A 16687-nucleotide genomic window follows, 5' to 3' on the forward strand; every position below is an offset into this window, starting at 1 on the left:
ATTGGCTCGTTCGCTAAGCTCTTCTAACTTCTTGCACGCCACTCACTTCATGTATCACAGTCAGCGCTTTTTGCAACTGACTGGTACCGTTAATTTCTGCCGTAAAAGACATCTTTGCCTGTCCTTTGGCACTTTGCGTATTAACACCAATAACATTAATTTTTTCGCGCGAAAACACCTCTGAAATGTCGCGCAGCAATCCCTGTCGATCTTGCGCTAGCACAAAAATATCTACAGGATAAACGGAATCTTTACCACCATCTCCCCAAGTCGTTTGAATGACGCGTTCCGGCGCCTTATTCCGCATCTCGGCGAAATTTTTACAACTTAAGCGATGAATAGATACGCCTTTCCCACGAGTGACAAAGCCAACGATATCGTCCGGCGGTGCTGGTTTACAGCAACGTGCTAATTGCGTCATGAGGCCGTCAGTTCCAACGACCAGAACACCCGATTTCGCTCCATGAATCACGCTGGATGCACGAATCTTATTCGAGATCACGAATTCTGGTGTATCTTCCGTTTCTGGATCATCACGCAAAGCAGTCTCAACTTGACGCAAACTGAATTCTTCTTTGCCGACTGCCAAGAACAAATCATCTAGGCTGGCAAAACTCAACTTACGTGCTAACTCCTCCAAATTGACAGAAGTTTTACCTTCGCGTTGCAAGGTTTTTTCTATCATACCGCGGCCGGTCGATAGCGTAATTTCCTGATCAATTGCATTGAACCAAGCGCGAATCTTGCTTCGAGTACGAGTACCGACTGTGTATTCCGGCGTTAGCCAATCGCGCGACGGACCGGTTTGAATTGAACCGATTTTTAGTGTGATGATTTCAACCGTCTGACCGTTCTTCAATTTGGTATTGAGCGGCACCATCACACCATCAACACGTGCACCTCGGCAGCGATGACCAACGTCGGTATGCAACTGATAAGCAAAATCAACCGGAGTTGCCCCCGTCGGCAACTCAATTACACGCGCTTGTGGCGTTAACACATAGATGCGATCGTCCAGCGTCGCCGCTTTAACCTTCTCCACCCATTCACGTTGTAGCTGCTCCTGATCAACGACGACGTCGGAGACTTCATTTTTCCATGCCAGCAGTTGTCTTAGCCAAGCAATTTTTTCGTCATATTCGTGCGCAGAAAAATTCGAGCCACCCGCCTCTTTGTAGCGCCAATGTGCGGCCACACCAAATTCAGAGAACTGGTGCATTTCTTTGGTGCGAATTTGCACTTCGAGAGGACGTCCATCGTCCACGATCACCACCGTGTGCAGTGATTTGTAACCGTTTGGTTTTGGGCGTGAAATGTAGTCGTCGAATTCTTTAGGAATTGGCGTCCACAAATTATTCAAAATCCCGAGCACGGTATAGCAATCTTTTATGTCGTCGACGATCACACGGAAAGCACGCACATCATAGAGCTCGTCAAAATCGACTCGCTTGCCCTTCATCTTTTTCCATATGCTATAGATGTGTTTTGGGCGACCACTGACTTCCGCTTTGACACCGACTAACGTCAACTCATGTTCTAATCGTGCAATTGCGGAAACGACGAAGCTTTCACGTTCCACTCGCTTCTCTTCCAGCATTTTGGCGATACGCTTGTATTGATCAGGCTCTAAAAAGCGAAACGATAAATCTTCCAACTCCCACTTTAATTGCCAAACACCAAGGCGATTCGCCAAAGGCGCGTAAAGATCCATGGTTTCGCTGGCGTATTGTTGAACTGCACCATCATCGCGCTTACATTCGGCAAAATAACGAAGTGAGGTGACTCTGGATGCGAGGCGTACCAAGACCACCCGCATATCATTCGCCATCGCCAGCACCATCTTACGCAAGACTTCCATTTGCGATGCCGTCCGCTCTGCTTCATCTTTGCCGCGTCCAACATCATGCTGGGTCAGGGTGGCCTCGCGCAGTCGCATCAGACGTCTGACGCCGGCAACTAAATCTGCGATTTCCCTGCCAAATTTTGCCTCTATTTTTTCCGCTGCCAGAGGATTAATTTCCGACAACTCAAATAACAATCCCGCAATCCGTGTATCAACATCCGTCTTCAGCATAGCTAAAGTCGATGCAACACCAACCGCAAACTGCAACGCATTTTGTTCTGTGACGATATTTCTGTCTTCAAAAAACGGCGTGACAAACTCCAGTGCTTGCGTAATTCGAGCAGCATCTGCAGCCGACAGGCCTTCAACCAATTGTGATTCAGAAAGAGAAGCAGAGAGCGAGACCATATAAATTATTTTTTCTGTGCAGCGGTAACGACAATTTCAACTAACCATTGAGGATTGGCTAAGGCAGCTTGCACAGTTGCGCGCGGCGGCGCATTGCCCGGTGCAACCCACGCATCCCAAGCTTCGTTCATTCCGGCCATGTTTGCCATGTCCGTAATAAAAATCTGGCACATCAGTATGCGTGCCTTATCGCTACCGGCTTCCTCTAACAGACGATCAATTTGAGCCAGGACATTATTGGTTTGTCCGACAATGTCTTGACTAGTATCTTCCGGAACTTGTCCCGCGAGATAGACGGTTTGATTGAAAATCGCAAACTCTGATAAACGTGGACCTACATGAAAACGCTGCATAACAATTCAACTCCAAAATTAAAATTAACTGAGTAAAAAATCTTTTGCGATGGCAATTTGTTCTGCATGGACAAAAGTTGGCGCATGCCCTACCCCTGCAATTTCCACCAAGCTTGCACGCGGTCCCCGCACTTGCATTTGCCGCGCGGTTTCCGCACTCAGTAAATCAGATTCACTACCACGCACTAATAAGGTCTCACAGCTAATTGCATCATACGCCGACCACAACATTTTTTCGGCAAACGCAGCGGTTTCGAGGGTGGTAGCCTGCACCGGAATCGCTAAACTCAAGTCATAATGGCGAACCCATTTGCCATCGGCATTTTGCTTCAATACATCGCGCGCAAGCTTGTCCCATTGCGCCTCACTATGCGGGCCAAACGAGGCAGAGACCTCACGAATAAATTGCACACCTTGTGCGAAAGTATCGAAACGAACGTCCTGACTAATCAGTTCACCGATCCGTTTTAAGCCGTCAAAGTGTAAACTTGGGCCGACATCGTTCAAAATTAATTTGCGTACGGGATTTTGCTTCATTGACGCGAGTATCAACCCGATCAAGCCGCCCATCGATGTTCCAAACCAATCGACAGTCTGGGCATCAAGTCGCGCGAGCAATGTGACAACATCACTCACATACTGAGGAATTTGATACAACTGAGGATTGGGCAAAAAATCAGATTGCCCACGTCCGACGATATCTGGACAAATGATGCGATATTCATCCTGCAATGCTTGTGCCAATACATCGAAATCATCAGCTACACGAGTAACGCCGTGCACGCAAATCAAGACCTTAGAATTCCGCGGGTCGCCCCATTCCTTGTAAGACATACGATGAAGGCCTGCAGGAGAGATACACTGTACAGATTGACGGGTAACAGTCATAGCAAAATTCTTTGTTGGTTTGAGAGAGTAAGCTGCCATTTTACCGAGGGTTTGGCATAAAATCCCCTTGAAGACTTTTTTTCTCTCACTATTTTTGTTTTTTTATAGGAAACCGCATGCAAACTCGATCACTTGTTGGAAAAACTGCCCTAGTCACGGGTTCCACCTCAGGCATAGGTTTGGGAATTGCTCGTTCACTCGCCGCCGAAGGTGCCAATATTTGTTTGAATGGCTTTGGCGATGCGCAAGAAATCGCCGATTTACGTACGGCAATAGAGCAAGATTTTCAAGTCAAAACGAGCTATTCAAATGCAGATATGACTCAGGTCCATCAAATCGCCGCGATGATGGCGCAAGCACACGCCGAGTTTGGCGGTGTGGATATTTTGGTGAATAACGCTGGCATTCAGCATGTGGCAGCGATTGAAGATTTTCCGGTTGAAAAATGGGATGCGATTATTGCGATTAATCTGACTTCAGCATTTCATACTACACGCTTAGCATTACCTTCTATGCGTACAAAGAATTGGGGGAGGATTATCAATGTCGCCTCAGTACATGGTTTAGTCGCATCCGCACAAAAATCCGCCTACGTCGCAGCCAAACATGGTTTGGTTGGATTCACAAAAACCACCGCTCTAGAAACGGCCGATAGCGCAATCACCTGCAATGCGATTTGCCCTGGCTTTGTATTGACACCGCTTGTACAAAAACAAGTCGATGCCCGCGCTGAGCGCGACAACATCAGCAATGAAGCCGCAAAAAAATCTCTACTCTCAGAAAAACAACCGTCGGGCGAATTTGTTACGCCAGAACAGTTAGGGGCTTTAGCAGTATTTTTTTGCAGCGATGCGGCAACTCAAATCCGCGGTGTTGCCTGGAACATGGATGGCGGTTGGGTCGCACAATAATCGCAGAATAGTTTCACCGTACTCACATTCAATCCGATCAGGAGACGCACATGAACATGATGAAAAATTTAAGCTTCACAGGCTTAACTTCAAGCTACTATATCCTTGCCATCATGGGACTTAATGCGTTCTCCGCATCTACCCACGCTGAAGAAAAAATGAAGCCTGGCCTTTGGGAAATGACAGTCAAATCAGACATGCTCAAGAGTATGCAGTCAATACCGCCCGCACAATTAGAAGAATTAAAAAAACGTGGCATCAAAATGCCCGACATGCAGGATGGGGCGATCAAACAAAAAGTCTGTATAACAAAAGAAATGTCCGAGCAAAATGGCAAAGCACCTTTGCAGAATAACCCTGGTGGCTGCAAACAAAAAAGCAACAAACGACAAGGCAATACTTACATCATGGAAATGGCTTGCGACAACCCAAATCTCAAAGGCACAGGCACAGTCAAGGCAACTTACACAGAAAAGAGCCTAGAATCGAGTTTTGATTTTAAGGGGATAGCCAATCGCCGGCCCTCTATTCAACATGTGGAAACAACGGGGAAATGGATTAGTGCTGACTGCGGCGATATCAAACCAATTAAAGCACCGTCCGATGCCATGTCGAACGCATCTGCCAGCGCTAGTGCAACACCAAACACCAAGAAATAAACACCCATTCCAAATATTCCTGTAAGTCGTTCATTTTTTCTAGCAGTCTTAGCTAAAATTACATGCAAAAAAAACCGGGCTTATGATCTGCCCGGTTTTTTTAAAATCAATCCCGCATCCAGAATGACTACAAGTATTGCCCGCTTAAGCTAACGCTGCCATATCAATTTCTGCTTCGGTTTTCGCCTGAATTTCTTCCTTCGTTACACCCGGTGCTAATTCCACCAACTTCAAACCATTCGCAGTAACATCGATCACACCTAAATCCGTAATGATTCGATCTACTACGCCAACTCCGGTCAATGGTAAATTACAGGCTTTCAAAATTTTGTGTGCATCGCCTTTTGCCACATGCTCCATCAAGACCACGACACGGCCAACACCTGCCACCAAATCCATCGCACCGCCCATGCCCTTGACCATTTTTCCTGGAATCATCCAATTCGCGAGGTCACCTTTTTCGGATACTTGCATTGCACCCAAAATCGCCACGTTGATCTTGCCGCCGCGTATCATGGCGAATGAATCAGCGGAGCTGAATATGGAGGATCCAGCCAAAGTCGTTACCGTTTGTTTACCCGCATTGATCAAATCTGGATCGACTTGATCTTCTGTTGGGAACGGTCCGATACCAAGCAAGCCGTTTTCGGACTGCAACCAAACTTCCATATGACTTGGTACATGATTGGCAACCAAAGTTGGCAGACCAATTCCTAAGTTCACATAAAAGCCATCTTGTAATTCTTGCGCTGCACGTGCAGCCATTTCGTCACGATTCCATGCCATGATGATGTCCTCTTTATTATTCGGTGATGTCTTAACTGTGATTAGCTCGGCGTTACAGTACGTTGTTCTATGCGTTTCTCAGGATTCGCATTGACGACGATTCGATGTACGTAAATGCCAGGCGTATGAACCTCATCCGGATCGATTTCACCAATCTCGACTAACTGTTCGACTTCAACAATCGTAATCTTGCCTGCCATCGCGACATTGGGATTGAAATTGCGCGCTGTTTTGCGGTACACCAGATTGCCAGCCTTATCGGCTTTGTAGGCTTTCACCAAAGACACATCCGCAACCAGAGCACGTTCCATCACATATTGTTCGCCATCAAATTCGCGCAATTCTTTGCCTTCCGCGACTATCGTGCCGACGCCAGTTTTGGTGAAGAATGCTGGAATGCCAGCGCCACCCGCACGTAACTTTTCAGCTAGAGTGCCTTGTGGCGTAAATTCCAATTGCAATTCACCGGCAAGATATTGGCGCTCGAATTCTTTGTTCTCACCCACATAAGATGAAATCATTTTGGTAATTTGGCGGGTGGTCAGTAATTGCCCCAAGCCAAAACCATCAACACCTGCATTGTTGGAAATTGCAGTGAGATTTTTCTTACCGCTATCGCGCAAAGCACCAATCAGGGCTTCTGGAATACCACACAAACCAAAACCCCCAACGGCAATGGTTTGACCATCTTGGACTATATCTGCCAGTGCCGTTGCAGCATCAGGATAAAGCTTATTCATACGTCTCCCTTTTTTAGGTGTACAAAAAAAATCTAGGATAGAGTGCAATGGACGACAATGCAATACCGTAGAACTACTACATAATCGTCGCACAGGCGATATGCGATAACGCACAGCCGGTTAGCTAACTCTCGCCAGAATATGCGCTTCGTTGTATTCTATGCAGCTTACAAATCGTCGTCAGCATCTCTTCACGTCGATTCATCACTACCTCATTTTTGTCCGACTATGTCTACTGCCCTGCCGATCGACTTTGCAAGCATTTTTGAATTGGCTCCCATTGGGATGTGCGTTTCGCAAAATCGACGTATCACTGCCTGCAATCGTGCTTTGGCGACGATGTTTGGCTATCGTCAAGACGAACTTGTGAGCCAATCATTTTTGATTTTGTATCCAAGTTCGGATGAGTTTGAACGGACAGGTGCGCGCATTGTGCCTATCATCAATGCGACAGGAACATATTCGGACGAGCGCATTATGAAGCGGGCTAACCAAGAACTATTTTGGTGCCATGTTACTGGGCGCTCTTTATCTACCGACAACGTGCATGCCGCCGGCATCTGGACTTTTGATGATCTGAGCGCAAGGAGAAAAGTATCACAAGAACTATCAACTCGTGAACGCGAAATCGCTGCGCTGTTGGCAGATGGTCAAACCAGCAAAATAATTGCCCGGAATTTGAATCTCAGTCCGCGCACGGTAGAAATGCATCGTGCCAAGTTAATGAAAAAACTCAATGCGACCACATCAAATGATTTAATTAACAAATTATTACGAATAAATTAAATTTAATCACCCAAAAAAATACCCGACCTCAGTAGGTTGGGTATTCTATCCTTCTGATATTTGCTGGCTTAGGACACACTCAAACCATCATCAGCTGACACAATTGCGCCATTAATAAAGCGCGATTCTTCGGCCGCCAATAACAACAATAAGCCATCTAAATCTTCCGGTGTTCCAACGCGTTTACGTGGCAACATATCAATCAACTTTTGACCCTGCTCAGTTCTGAAATGATCTTCGTTAATTTCGGTTTCGATATAGCCAGGACAAATTGCATTCACATTGATGCCAAACTTGCCCCACTCTACCGCCATTGCTTTAGTCATTTGCACCACAGCAGCTTTGCTCATACAGTAAATACCCAACTGTGGTATCACACGCAAGCCTGCCACTGAAGCGATATTAATAATGCGATGTTGTTTTTTGTGATCACCTTTGTAGCGGGTAATCATGCGTTTCGCAGTTTCTTGCGCCACGAAGAAAGCACCGCGCTGATTGGTATCCATCACGAAGGCGTAGTCTTCCGGAGTGACATCCACCAATTTTTGTTGTGTTGATACGCCTGAATTATTAATCAGAATATCGATAGGACCCGCTTCGGTTTCGGCATGCGCAATTGCAGACTTAATGCTCGCGTAATCCGTCACATCCAAAGCCACTACATGTGCAGCGCCACCGTCGGCTTCTATTTCTGCGCGCAACTCTTTCAAACGATCAATCCGGCGTGATGCCAACACGACTTGTGCACCTGCCATTGCTAATACTTTGGCAAAACGCGCACCTAAGCCACTCGATGCACCGGTAATAAGGGCTACTTTACCCTCAAAATTAACTTCAATTCCCATTTCTTTCTCCAACTAAATTGTGATCTGATGATCGATTTTTAAATGCCACTACGGTGCCCCAAATAAGTCTAAAAGTAAGACCAAATATAAGACAAAATATAAGTTCAAATAATTTTTTACTTTGATCGAATCATACTCGCAATCAACATTGCATTGGGCTAATGGAATTAGAGTAGTTTCAATAAAAACGACGTTTCAGTAAGAATATTGGCGCTTTCAGCGTCGAATCTCTTGATTTCTAAAATTAGCCAGCAGGCAAGCAGCGTAAAATCTGGGATAATTCGCCTATTAAGACCTACTCAAAATACAACAAGATTCTGGCATTAGAAATCCACCACTAGTTGATCGCCTTGCACATTTGTGTGAGTGCTCATAAGATCGTGGATCGACTTTAGCAAGCTACTGCCTTCCATTTAGAAAGCTCACATTAAAAATGACTACTTCACAAAAATTGCTAGAAGAATATGGTCCACGCGACGCGATGGAATATGACGTCGTCATCGTCGGTGGCGGCCCTGCTGGTTTATCTGCAGCGATCAAACTCAAACAATTAGCAGCAGAAAGCGGCAAGGAAGTTTCTGTCGTGGTTTTGGAAAAAGGTGGAGAGCCCGGTGCGCATATTTTGTCTGGTGCGATTATGGATCCGATTGCTTTGACCGAACTTTTCCCAAATTGGAAAGAACTCGGCGCACCTCTCAACACCCCAGTCACAGAAGATCGAATTTATGTACTGACTGAAAACAGCTCGTTCAAGACGCCAAATTGGTTGGTTCCAAAATGCTTCCACAATGAAGGCAACTACATCGTATCCTTAGCCAACGTCACACGCTGGTTGGCACAACAAGCCGAAGCATTAGGCGTCGAAGTGTTCCCGGGCTTTGCCGCCGCTGAAGTCTTATTCAATGACGATGGCTCAGTCAAGGGTGTAGCTACTGGGAACATGGGCGTGAACCGCGAAGGTGAAGCATCCCCTTCATTTCAGATCGGCATGGAATTGCATGCTAAATACACGTTGTTTGCTGAAGGTGCGCGCGGCCATCTGGGCAAACAAATGATTGCGAAGTATGAACTCGATAAAGGTAAAGATCCCCAGTCTTACGGTATCGGGATTAAAGAGTTGTGGGAGATTGATCCGGCCAAACATCAGGAAGGCTTAGTCGTGCATACGACAGGTTGGCCTATGATGAGTGATTACGCGGGTTCTTTTCTTTATCACTTAGAAAACAATCAAGTCGCCGTAGGATATGTAGTCGGTCTCGCTTACGAAAATCCTTATATTTCACCGTTCGAAGAATTCCAACGTTTTAAAACGCATCCAACAATTCGCGGTTTCTTTGAAGGTGCAAAACGCATTTCTTACGGTGCACGTGCAATCACTGCAGGTGGTTTGCAATCTCTACCTAAATTAACTTTCCCAGGTGGTGCATTAATCGGCTGTGATGCAGGCTTCTTGAACATGAGCCGCATCAAAGGTAGCCATGCTGCGATTAAAACGGGCATGTTAGCGGCAACGGCAGCGTTTGAAGCCTTGGGTGCAGCACGTCAACATGATGAACTGACAGCCTACCCAGCAGCATTTGAAGCTTCGTGGTTACATGAAGAATTGCACGTCGCACGTAACGTCAAGAATTTACTAAAAAAAGGCGCTTACGGTTCACCATTCGTTTGGTTAGATCAAGTGCTGTTACGTGGCAAAGCACCGTGGACTTTGCGTCATTCCACGCCAGATCATGCTTGCCTGCGCCCTGCGTCTGAATTCACGCCGATTAACTATCCTAAGCCAGACGGTAAGCTTACTTTTGATCGCTTGTCTTCCGTTTTTATCTCCAACACAAATCACGCCGAAGATCAGCCTATCCATCTGACCTTGAAAGATGCCAGCGTGCCGGTCAACGTCAACCTGGCGAAATACGCAGGACCAGAGAGTCGTTACTGCCCTGCGGGAGTGTATGAATTTGTGAAAACCGACGAAGGCGCAGATCGCCTACAAATCAATGCACAGAATTGCGTCCACTGTAAAACTTGCGATATCAAAGACCCGACCCAGAATATCGTGTGGGTTACACCTGAAGGTGGTGGTGGGCCGAATTATCCTAGTATGTAATCGATTGTTGAGTGGCTTTATATAGGTCCCGATTCATTGAAGTAACTTAAAAAAACCGCTACTTTTTTAGCGGTTTTTTTGCTTTGCAATGTGCATGTCTATTGACGCATATCCAAAGTTTCAGGAACCCGTCTATAGAGCAAAAACGAACATACTGGCAAAGTCAAAAAATCTAGTTATAGATAATGCAATGTGATATTGTCGAAAATTGCATTATTTTCTTGAAGCGATTTTTTCATGCATGCTATTTATTCCTCATCCCTGACCCGACAGATATTAGTGTGCTCGATATTGAGTTATATGTGCATCCCACATGAGGCGTTTGCACAAGAAAACATCGCGAATAAATCACCAGCGACATCTGAACAAGAACAGAAGGTCGAGATTACTGCCAAACAGTATGATGCGCGGCGCGAGGACACCGCTACAAAAATCGTGGTGACAGAAGAGGAAATAAAGCAATTTGGCGAATCCAATATAGCGGAAATTCTCAAGCGTCAATCTGGCATTACCATCACCGGTAGTGAGATTCGTATGCGCGGTTTAGCCAATGGATACACACAGATTCTTATTGATGGCGAGCCTCTGCCAAGAGGCATGAACATCGACACGATCAATGTTAATCAGATCAAACGCATAGAAATACTACGCTCTGGTACAGCGGATATGAGTACCCGAGCGATCGCCGGAACCATTAATGTAATTATGAAGAAGATAGAGACGACTAGCCGCGATTTCATCGCGAGTTTCAATCGTTCCCCAATTGATAATTTTGGAAATATCAACTTCAATCAGTCCAGTAAGCTTGAACGATTTTCCTACGGAATCAGAGTGCGAATCATCGCGGGAGATTTTACTGGCGCTAATGAAGGAGTACTAAATACCCTAAATAGATCAACTGAGCACGCTTATACACAATATGCGAAATTTCAAACGCGAGCATCCTTCCCTGCATTGAATATCGATCCTAGGTTTACTTGGACGCTCGTAGACGGCGACACCCTAACGTTGAAGAATAATATTTTCTACCAAACCGTCACGAGAAATAGTTTGACCGACTGGCGAACCACTACCGAAAAAACTCGATCGCATGACGATAGAAAAGCATTGGGTTCTGAACTCAATTGGGAACGTCGTTTAGCGAATGAATTCGGCAATGAGTCAACATTCAAATTCAATCTTGGATTTAATCATTTTGTGCTTGGAATAGCAGGTTCAGATCAAACTTTGAATGCTAGTTCTTCAATACCAATAACACGACAAACACAGATTAATGAAATGCATCAAGATTGGAAATCAACAGGAAGTTACGTGACTTCATTTGCGAAAACACACGTTGCTAAAAGTGGATGGGATGGCGCAATCAGCACTTCGGATAGTCATAGAAACCAAACGAGCAATCAAGTTCTTGGCCAAATTATTACACAAGCAAATAGTTTGAGCGAAACGAGTCACGTGCAAATTCAGCGGGCAGCGTTTTATGTACAAGATGAATGGCAAACCACACCAACCTGGTCAAACTATCTGGGCATTCGTTGGGAAACGTTTCAGACTAAAGGATCGGGTGACAATTTCAGTCAGTTCAAAAATAACACCAGTGTGTTAAGCCCGATATTTCAGAGCTTGTGGAAGCTGCTTGATAGTAAGGAAAATCAAGTCAGGTTGGCATTTGCTCGCAGCTTTAAAAATCCAGATGCTACAGACTTAATACCCTCTAATTTTAAAGGCTTAAACAATCAGTCTGCGTTTCCAGAAAGAAGTGGCAATCCATTTTTAAAATCAGAAATAGCCTTAGGTCTTGATGCAGGGTTTGAACATTTTGGAGAGAATGGTTTGAAATACAGTGTGACTTCCTATCTTAAGAAGATTGAAAACGTCATCCGCCGCGACATTAGTGAGATCAATCAACGATGGGTTGATATGCCTGTCAATGACGGTGATGCACAAGCGTATGGTATCGAACTAGACACCAAATTTCCCTTATCAGGACTATTCGAAGGTGGCAAAAATATTGAATTCAGAGCGAACGCTGCCCGCAATTGGTCGACCGTAGATAATGTTCCTACACCCAATAATCGATTTGCACAGCAAGCACGTATATCTGGCAACACAGGGATCGATTACAACGCGAACAATAATTGGTCGGGCGGCGCATCCTATACCTTCACAAGCGGAGGTCCATTTCAATTATCCCGAGAAAACAGTCGCTATATTAGTGTGAGTCGCCGTTTGGATGCATTTGTGAAGTGGAAATTGAACAAAGAGACCACAATGCGATTTGTTGTACGAAATTTGCTGGCGCAAGACAATTTCAATATCCAACAATATGCTAGCAGTAAGCTCATAACCACTAATCAGGAATTTTCACCGTCATTCAGGCAATTTGGCGTCACATTAGAAATGAAACTATGATGAATGCTTCAGAATTTCCATTCTTGCTTGAGAATTTTATCTAACCAAAAAGCACCAATGACAGTTTTCACATCAGTGATTTTGCCTGAGTTGACCCATTCTAATACTTCAGAAACGGGTGCGGTAAAGATCTCTAAAAATTCTTCCTCATCGAGTTTTGCCTCGCCTGCAATCAAGCCACGTGCCAGATAAATATCCAGATGTTCATCTGCGTAGGCAATCGCATTGTGGATAGTACAAAGAAATTGCCAATCACTTGCCGTGTAGCCTGTCTCTTCTTTGAGTTCCCGCTTTGCGCAGACTAAAGAATCTTCGTTTGGATCTATTTTTCCGGCGGGGAATTCTAGAAAGACTTGATTGAGTGGATAGCGAAACTGCCGTTCCATCAGGACTGTGCCATCGTCGAACAAAGGTAAGATCACAACCGCACCTGGGTGTTTGATATATTCACGCGTGACCAGATTACCGTCCGGCAGTCTGACTGTATCTTTTTCTACGTGCAGAAAACTACCTTGGTAAACGCGTTGGCTATCAACTTTAATCTCAGCTAGTTGGGGATTTTGATCTGGACGTAGATCAAGGATTTGCATACTTGGCTTAGACACTTAATTTGAATTCTTGCGTAGGTAACGATACACAAATCCCGGAAATGCAAACACGATAAACAGGCATGCTGTGATGGCAAAGAATTCCCAACGCTGTTCAAAACGATTACCCGCGTTCGCTTCCAGCAAAAAACCCATAGCGCCGACTCCAAAGTACAGCGCAATTAATTCAACTAAACGCACCCAGACAGTCTTTGTAAATTTGATGGGTATGAGACCAAAAACTCGCTCAGTAAAAAAAGGCAAACTAGCGGCAAGAAGTGCCACGACAATCACAAGCCAACTTGATAGTGATGTATTCAAAGCACTTCTCTTTTTGGTAGGGAATAAAAAACTTAAGAAGCTAAAGTGCTCTTGATTGCGTCGATACAGCTTTGCAATAAAGAACCTGGCATGATACCTAAAGCTAATACTGCCAAGCCATTTACGCTCAACACTATTTTCAAATCCATGTGAGCCACGATAGGCGTAGTATCAGCTGGCTCTTCGAAATACATGACTTTAACGATACGCAAATAGTAGAAAGCACCGATCAAAGAGAACAGTACCGCCGCTACCGCCAACCAGATTTGGCCAGCCGCAACCACCGAGCTTAAGACTGACAATTTCGCATAGAAGCCCATCAATGGTGGGATACCCGCCAGAGAGAACATCAACAGCAACATGATGAATGCAAACCATTTGCTACGCTTATTCAAGCCTTTAAGATCAACAATGTTTTCTGCTTCGAAACCTGCGCGAGACAACAACAAGATAACACCAAAGGTACCCAAAGTGGTCATCACATAAGTAATTGCATAAAACATAGACGCACTGTAAGCCTCACCTGCCAATGTCACATTACCGTTCGAGACGCCAGACAAGAAACCAAGCAACATGAAACCCATTTGTGAAATGGTGGAATAAGCCAGCATCCGCTTCAAGTTTGTCTGTGCGATCGCTGTGATATTACCAATAGCCATCGACATCACCGCCAAGACCATTAACATCTGCTGCCAATCCAGCACTTGTGGGAACAAGCCCTCAACCAATAAACGGAAAGTAATCGCAAAAGCTGCTAATTTCGGTGCACCACCCAATAACAAAGTCACAACTGTCGGAGAGCCTTGATAAACGTCTGGTACCCACATGTGGAATGGCACAACACCCAATTTAAACGCCAGACCTGCAACTAAGAAAACAATCCCAAATACCAGTATCGTTTTGTTCGCGGTCGCAGATGCAGCCACTCTCGACATTTCGTTGAGATTCAATGTGCCCGTTGCGCCATACAACATAGAGATGCCGTATAACAAGAAACCAGAAGCCAAAGCACCTAAAACAAAATACTTCATCGCTGCTTCAGTTGAAGCAGTGTGATCACGACGCAAAGCAACTAAGGCATACAAAGCCAGAGACATCAATTCCAAACCAAGATAGATAATCAAAAGATTATTCCCAGAGATCATGATCATCTGACCTAACAAAGAGAACAAGGCAAGTGTGTAGAACTCACCACCTAGCATGCCTGTTGTCATGCCACGATCAGTAGCGTATTGGCGACCGTAAATAAAAGTGACGCCAACGGCAATGTAGCTGAACATCTTCAATAAATTTGACATCGCATCCGAGACAAACATATTGTTGCTCAGATAGACCGAGGTGCCACTAGTCGCATTCATAGTCAACAGGCCACACACGCCCAGAGACAGCAAACTCAAGGCATAAGTAATATTTCGCTTGTCATCACCGAGAAACATGTCGACCAATAAAATCGCACAGATTGACAACAGCAAAAATACTTCTGGATAAAGTGATGGTGGAATCAGGTTCATATTATCGATTTCTAATTTCTAATTTCTAATAGCGACTACGGAGCAATTTTTGATGTTGCAACATGCTTCAACAGATCAGCCACAGACACTTGCATCGCATCTGTGAACGGTGCTGGATAGAGACCCATTGCGATAACAGCAATTGCCAATACGCCCAACATAAAGAATTCGCGTTTATTCAAATCAACCAGCTTGGCAACGTGGTCATGCGTAATCGCACCAAACACTACGCGCTTAACCATCCACAAGGAATATGCTGCACCAAAAATCAAGGCAGTTGCTGCCAACATACCGATCCAAAAATTAAACTTCACGGCACCGATGATCACCATGAATTCACCTACAAAACCAGAAGTCGCTGGTAAGCCACAGTTCGCCATAGAGAACAATACAAACAAAGCAGCAAATTTAGGCATAGTATTGACCACTCCACCGTAGTCAGCGATTTCACGCGAATGTACGCGGTCATACAACACACCGATACACAAGAACATCGCGGCAGAGATGAAGCCGTGAGAGATCATCTGTACCACGGCGCCCTGCACTGCTAATTCATTAAACATGAAGAAGCCCAAAGTGACGAAACCCATGTGGGCAATCGAAGAATATGCAACCAATTTCTTCATGTCTTTTTGAACCAAAGCAACCAAGCCGATATAAATCACCGCGATTAAAGACAAGGTAATCATCATCCCGGACAAATAGTGACTAGCATCCGGTGCGATAGGTAGTGAGAACCGTAAGAAACCGTATGCACCCAATTTCAACATAATCGCTGCCAAAACCACGGAGCCACCAGTCGGTGCCTCTACGTGAGCATCAGGTAACCAAGTATGAACTGGCCACATAGGAACTTTGACCGCGAACGCCATTAAGAACGCAAGGAACAACAAAATTTGTACATGCAAAGACAATGGCAATTGGTGCCAGACTTGAATATCAAATGAACCGTTAGACTTAAAGTACAAATAAATGATTGCGACCAAAGTCAACAATGACCCCAATAAGGTGTACAGGAAAAACTTAAATGCAGCATAAACACGATTCGGACCACCCCAGACACCAACGATGATGTACATAGGAATCAAAGTCGCTTCAAAGAATACATAGAACAACAAACCATCAGTGGCGCAGAAAACACCGATCATGAGGCCCGACAAGATCAAAAACGCACCCATGTATTGAGCTACATTTTTCTCAATGACTTCCCAAGCGGCAATCACGACGATCACCGTAATGAAAGCTGTCAACGGCACCAACCACATAGAAATTCCATCGACGCCCAAAGCATAAAAAGCGTTAAAGCGTTCAATCCAATTCATCCGTTCCACGAACTGCATACCGTGCGCTGAATTATTGAATCCCAGTATCACCGGAATAGTGACAGCGAAACTAAACAAGGAACCGACCAAAGAAATGAGACGAACCAAACTAGGGTTCTTATCACGACCAAAAGCTAATACGAAAACGCCAAATGCGATTGGTAACCAGATCGACAGGCTTAATAATGGAGAGTTTGACAGCATCATGATT

At 45.0% G+C, this 16687-nt stretch carries 15 protein-coding genes; 5 read left to right on the forward strand and 10 right to left on the reverse strand.

Annotated elements, in window-relative coordinates; genetic code table 11:
- Positions 1 to 13 precede the first annotated feature (13 nt).
- From ACO0KW_RS18235 to ACO0KW_RS18245, 3 genes are read right to left on the reverse strand one after another with little or no spacing between them, the layout of a single operon-like run.
- On the reverse strand, positions 14 to 2251 hold the full coding sequence (locus ACO0KW_RS18235) for a RelA/SpoT family protein (protein WP_423054793.1): 2238 nt from the start codon (positions 2249 to 2251) through the stop codon (positions 14 to 16).
- Between the two features lie 5 nt (positions 2252 to 2256).
- Complete coding sequence (locus tag ACO0KW_RS18240; protein WP_423054794.1) at positions 2257 to 2604, reverse strand: RidA family protein; 348 nt, start codon at positions 2602 to 2604, stop codon at positions 2257 to 2259.
- A 24-nt stretch (positions 2605 to 2628) separates the two neighbouring features.
- On the reverse strand, positions 2629 to 3492 hold the full coding sequence (locus ACO0KW_RS18245) for an alpha/beta fold hydrolase (RefSeq protein WP_423054795.1): 864 nt from the start codon (positions 3490 to 3492) through the stop codon (positions 2629 to 2631).
- A gap of 116 nt (positions 3493 to 3608) precedes the next feature.
- Here ACO0KW_RS18245 and ACO0KW_RS18250 point away from each other — a divergent pair, with 116 nt between their 5' ends.
- Positions 3609 to 4403, forward strand: a complete 795-nt coding sequence (locus ACO0KW_RS18250) for a 3-hydroxybutyrate dehydrogenase (protein ID WP_423054796.1) — start codon at positions 3609 to 3611, stop codon at positions 4401 to 4403.
- A 50-nt stretch (positions 4404 to 4453) separates the two neighbouring features.
- A complete protein-coding gene (locus tag ACO0KW_RS18255) occupies positions 4454 to 5062 on the forward strand; it encodes a DUF3617 domain-containing protein (RefSeq protein WP_423054797.1) in 609 nt (202 codons plus the stop codon).
- Positions 5063 to 5206: 144 nt separating this feature from the next.
- On the opposite strand, the gene ACO0KW_RS18260 is transcribed toward ACO0KW_RS18255, so the two are convergent.
- Both ACO0KW_RS18260 and ACO0KW_RS18265 read right to left on the reverse strand, forming a co-directional pair.
- Positions 5207 to 5848, reverse strand: coding sequence for a CoA transferase subunit B (locus ACO0KW_RS18260; protein WP_423054798.1), 642 nt, complete (start codon positions 5846 to 5848; stop codon positions 5207 to 5209).
- 41 nt (positions 5849 to 5889) lie between these two features.
- A complete protein-coding gene (locus ACO0KW_RS18265) occupies positions 5890 to 6588 on the reverse strand; it encodes a CoA transferase subunit A (RefSeq protein ID WP_423054799.1) in 699 nt (232 codons plus the stop codon).
- A 228-nt stretch (positions 6589 to 6816) separates the two neighbouring features.
- Between ACO0KW_RS18265 and ACO0KW_RS18270 the strand changes: the two genes are divergently transcribed.
- Positions 6817 to 7374 (forward strand): LuxR C-terminal-related transcriptional regulator, encoded by a 558-nt coding sequence (locus tag ACO0KW_RS18270; protein WP_423054800.1) that lies wholly within the window; start codon positions 6817 to 6819, stop codon positions 7372 to 7374.
- Positions 7375 to 7442: 68 nt separating this feature from the next.
- On the opposite strand, the gene ACO0KW_RS18275 is transcribed toward ACO0KW_RS18270, so the two are convergent.
- A complete protein-coding gene (locus ACO0KW_RS18275; protein ID WP_423054801.1) occupies positions 7443 to 8219 on the reverse strand; it encodes an SDR family oxidoreductase in 777 nt (258 codons plus the stop codon).
- A 433-nt stretch (positions 8220 to 8652) separates the two neighbouring features.
- Between ACO0KW_RS18275 and ACO0KW_RS18280 the strand changes: the two genes are divergently transcribed.
- Together ACO0KW_RS18280 and ACO0KW_RS18285 are read left to right on the forward strand one after the other, a co-directional pair.
- Complete coding sequence (locus ACO0KW_RS18280) at positions 8653 to 10323, forward strand: 4Fe-4S dicluster domain-containing protein (protein ID WP_423054802.1); 1671 nt, start codon at positions 8653 to 8655, stop codon at positions 10321 to 10323.
- A gap of 300 nt (positions 10324 to 10623) precedes the next feature.
- Complete coding sequence (locus ACO0KW_RS18285; protein WP_423054803.1) at positions 10624 to 12735, forward strand: TonB-dependent receptor plug domain-containing protein; 2112 nt, start codon at positions 10624 to 10626, stop codon at positions 12733 to 12735.
- An 8-nt stretch (positions 12736 to 12743) separates the two neighbouring features.
- Here the strand turns inward: ACO0KW_RS18285 and ACO0KW_RS18290 are convergent, their stop codons facing one another.
- Genes ACO0KW_RS18290 through ACO0KW_RS18305 form a run of 4 tightly spaced genes read right to left on the reverse strand, consistent with a single transcriptional unit; the run spans position 12744 to position 16683 of the window.
- A complete protein-coding gene (locus ACO0KW_RS18290) occupies positions 12744 to 13325 on the reverse strand; it encodes an NUDIX domain-containing protein (RefSeq protein WP_423054992.1) in 582 nt (193 codons plus the stop codon).
- Between the two features lie 15 nt (positions 13326 to 13340).
- On the reverse strand, positions 13341 to 13643 hold the full coding sequence (locus tag ACO0KW_RS18295; protein ID WP_423054804.1) for a DUF2818 family protein: 303 nt from the start codon (positions 13641 to 13643) through the stop codon (positions 13341 to 13343).
- Positions 13644 to 13675: 32 nt separating this feature from the next.
- Positions 13676 to 15154 (reverse strand): NADH-quinone oxidoreductase subunit NuoN, encoded by a 1479-nt coding sequence (nuoN, locus tag ACO0KW_RS18300; RefSeq protein ID WP_423054805.1) that lies wholly within the window; start codon positions 15152 to 15154, stop codon positions 13676 to 13678.
- Positions 15155 to 15189: 35 nt separating this feature from the next.
- Positions 15190 to 16683 carry an NADH-quinone oxidoreductase subunit M gene (locus ACO0KW_RS18305; RefSeq protein ID WP_423054806.1) on the reverse strand — a complete coding sequence of 498 codons (1494 nt, stop codon included), beginning with the start codon at positions 16681 to 16683 and terminating at the stop codon, positions 15190 to 15192.
- Positions 16684 to 16687: the final 4 nt, after the last annotated feature.

It is taken from the genome of Undibacterium sp. Ji22W, assembly GCF_049340305.1.
Lineage (GTDB): Bacteria > Pseudomonadota > Gammaproteobacteria > Burkholderiales > Burkholderiaceae_D > Undibacterium.

What these genes read in the sequence shown, in the direction of transcription:
- ACO0KW_RS18240 (WP_423054794.1), bottom strand. Translation starts at nt 2,604, where the DNA reads ATGCAGCGTTTTCATGTAGGTCCACGTTTATCAGAGTTTGCGATTTTC.
- ACO0KW_RS18280 (WP_423054802.1), top strand. Translation starts at nt 8,653, where the DNA reads ATGACTACTTCACAAAAATTGCTAGAAGAATATGGTCCACGCGACGCG.
- ACO0KW_RS18255 (WP_423054797.1), top strand. Translation starts at nt 4,454, where the DNA reads ATGAACATGATGAAAAATTTAAGCTTCACAGGCTTAACTTCAAGCTAC.
- ACO0KW_RS18290 (WP_423054992.1), bottom strand. Translation starts at nt 13,325, where the DNA reads ATGCAAATCCTTGATCTACGTCCAGATCAAAATCCCCAACTAGCTGAG.
- ACO0KW_RS18235 (WP_423054793.1), bottom strand. Translation starts at nt 2,251, where the DNA reads ATGGTCTCGCTCTCTGCTTCTCTTTCTGAATCACAATTGGTTGAAGGC.
- nuoN (WP_423054805.1), bottom strand. Translation starts at nt 15,154, where the DNA reads ATGAACCTGATTCCACCATCACTTTATCCAGAAGTATTTTTGCTGTTG.
- ACO0KW_RS18275 (WP_423054801.1), bottom strand. Translation starts at nt 8,219, where the DNA reads ATGGGAATTGAAGTTAATTTTGAGGGTAAAGTAGCCCTTATTACCGGT.
- ACO0KW_RS18245 (WP_423054795.1), bottom strand. Translation starts at nt 3,492, where the DNA reads ATGACTGTTACCCGTCAATCTGTACAGTGTATCTCTCCTGCAGGCCTT.
- ACO0KW_RS18285 (WP_423054803.1), top strand. Translation starts at nt 10,624, where the DNA reads ATGTGCATCCCACATGAGGCGTTTGCACAAGAAAACATCGCGAATAAA.
- ACO0KW_RS18260 (WP_423054798.1), bottom strand. Translation starts at nt 5,848, where the DNA reads ATGGCATGGAATCGTGACGAAATGGCTGCACGTGCAGCGCAAGAATTA.
- ACO0KW_RS18270 (WP_423054800.1), top strand. Translation starts at nt 6,817, where the DNA reads ATGTCTACTGCCCTGCCGATCGACTTTGCAAGCATTTTTGAATTGGCT.
- ACO0KW_RS18265 (WP_423054799.1), bottom strand. Translation starts at nt 6,588, where the DNA reads ATGAATAAGCTTTATCCTGATGCTGCAACGGCACTGGCAGATATAGTC.
- ACO0KW_RS18250 (WP_423054796.1), top strand. Translation starts at nt 3,609, where the DNA reads ATGCAAACTCGATCACTTGTTGGAAAAACTGCCCTAGTCACGGGTTCC.
- ACO0KW_RS18305 (WP_423054806.1), bottom strand. Translation starts at nt 16,683, where the DNA reads ATGATGCTGTCAAACTCTCCATTATTAAGCCTGTCGATCTGGTTACCA.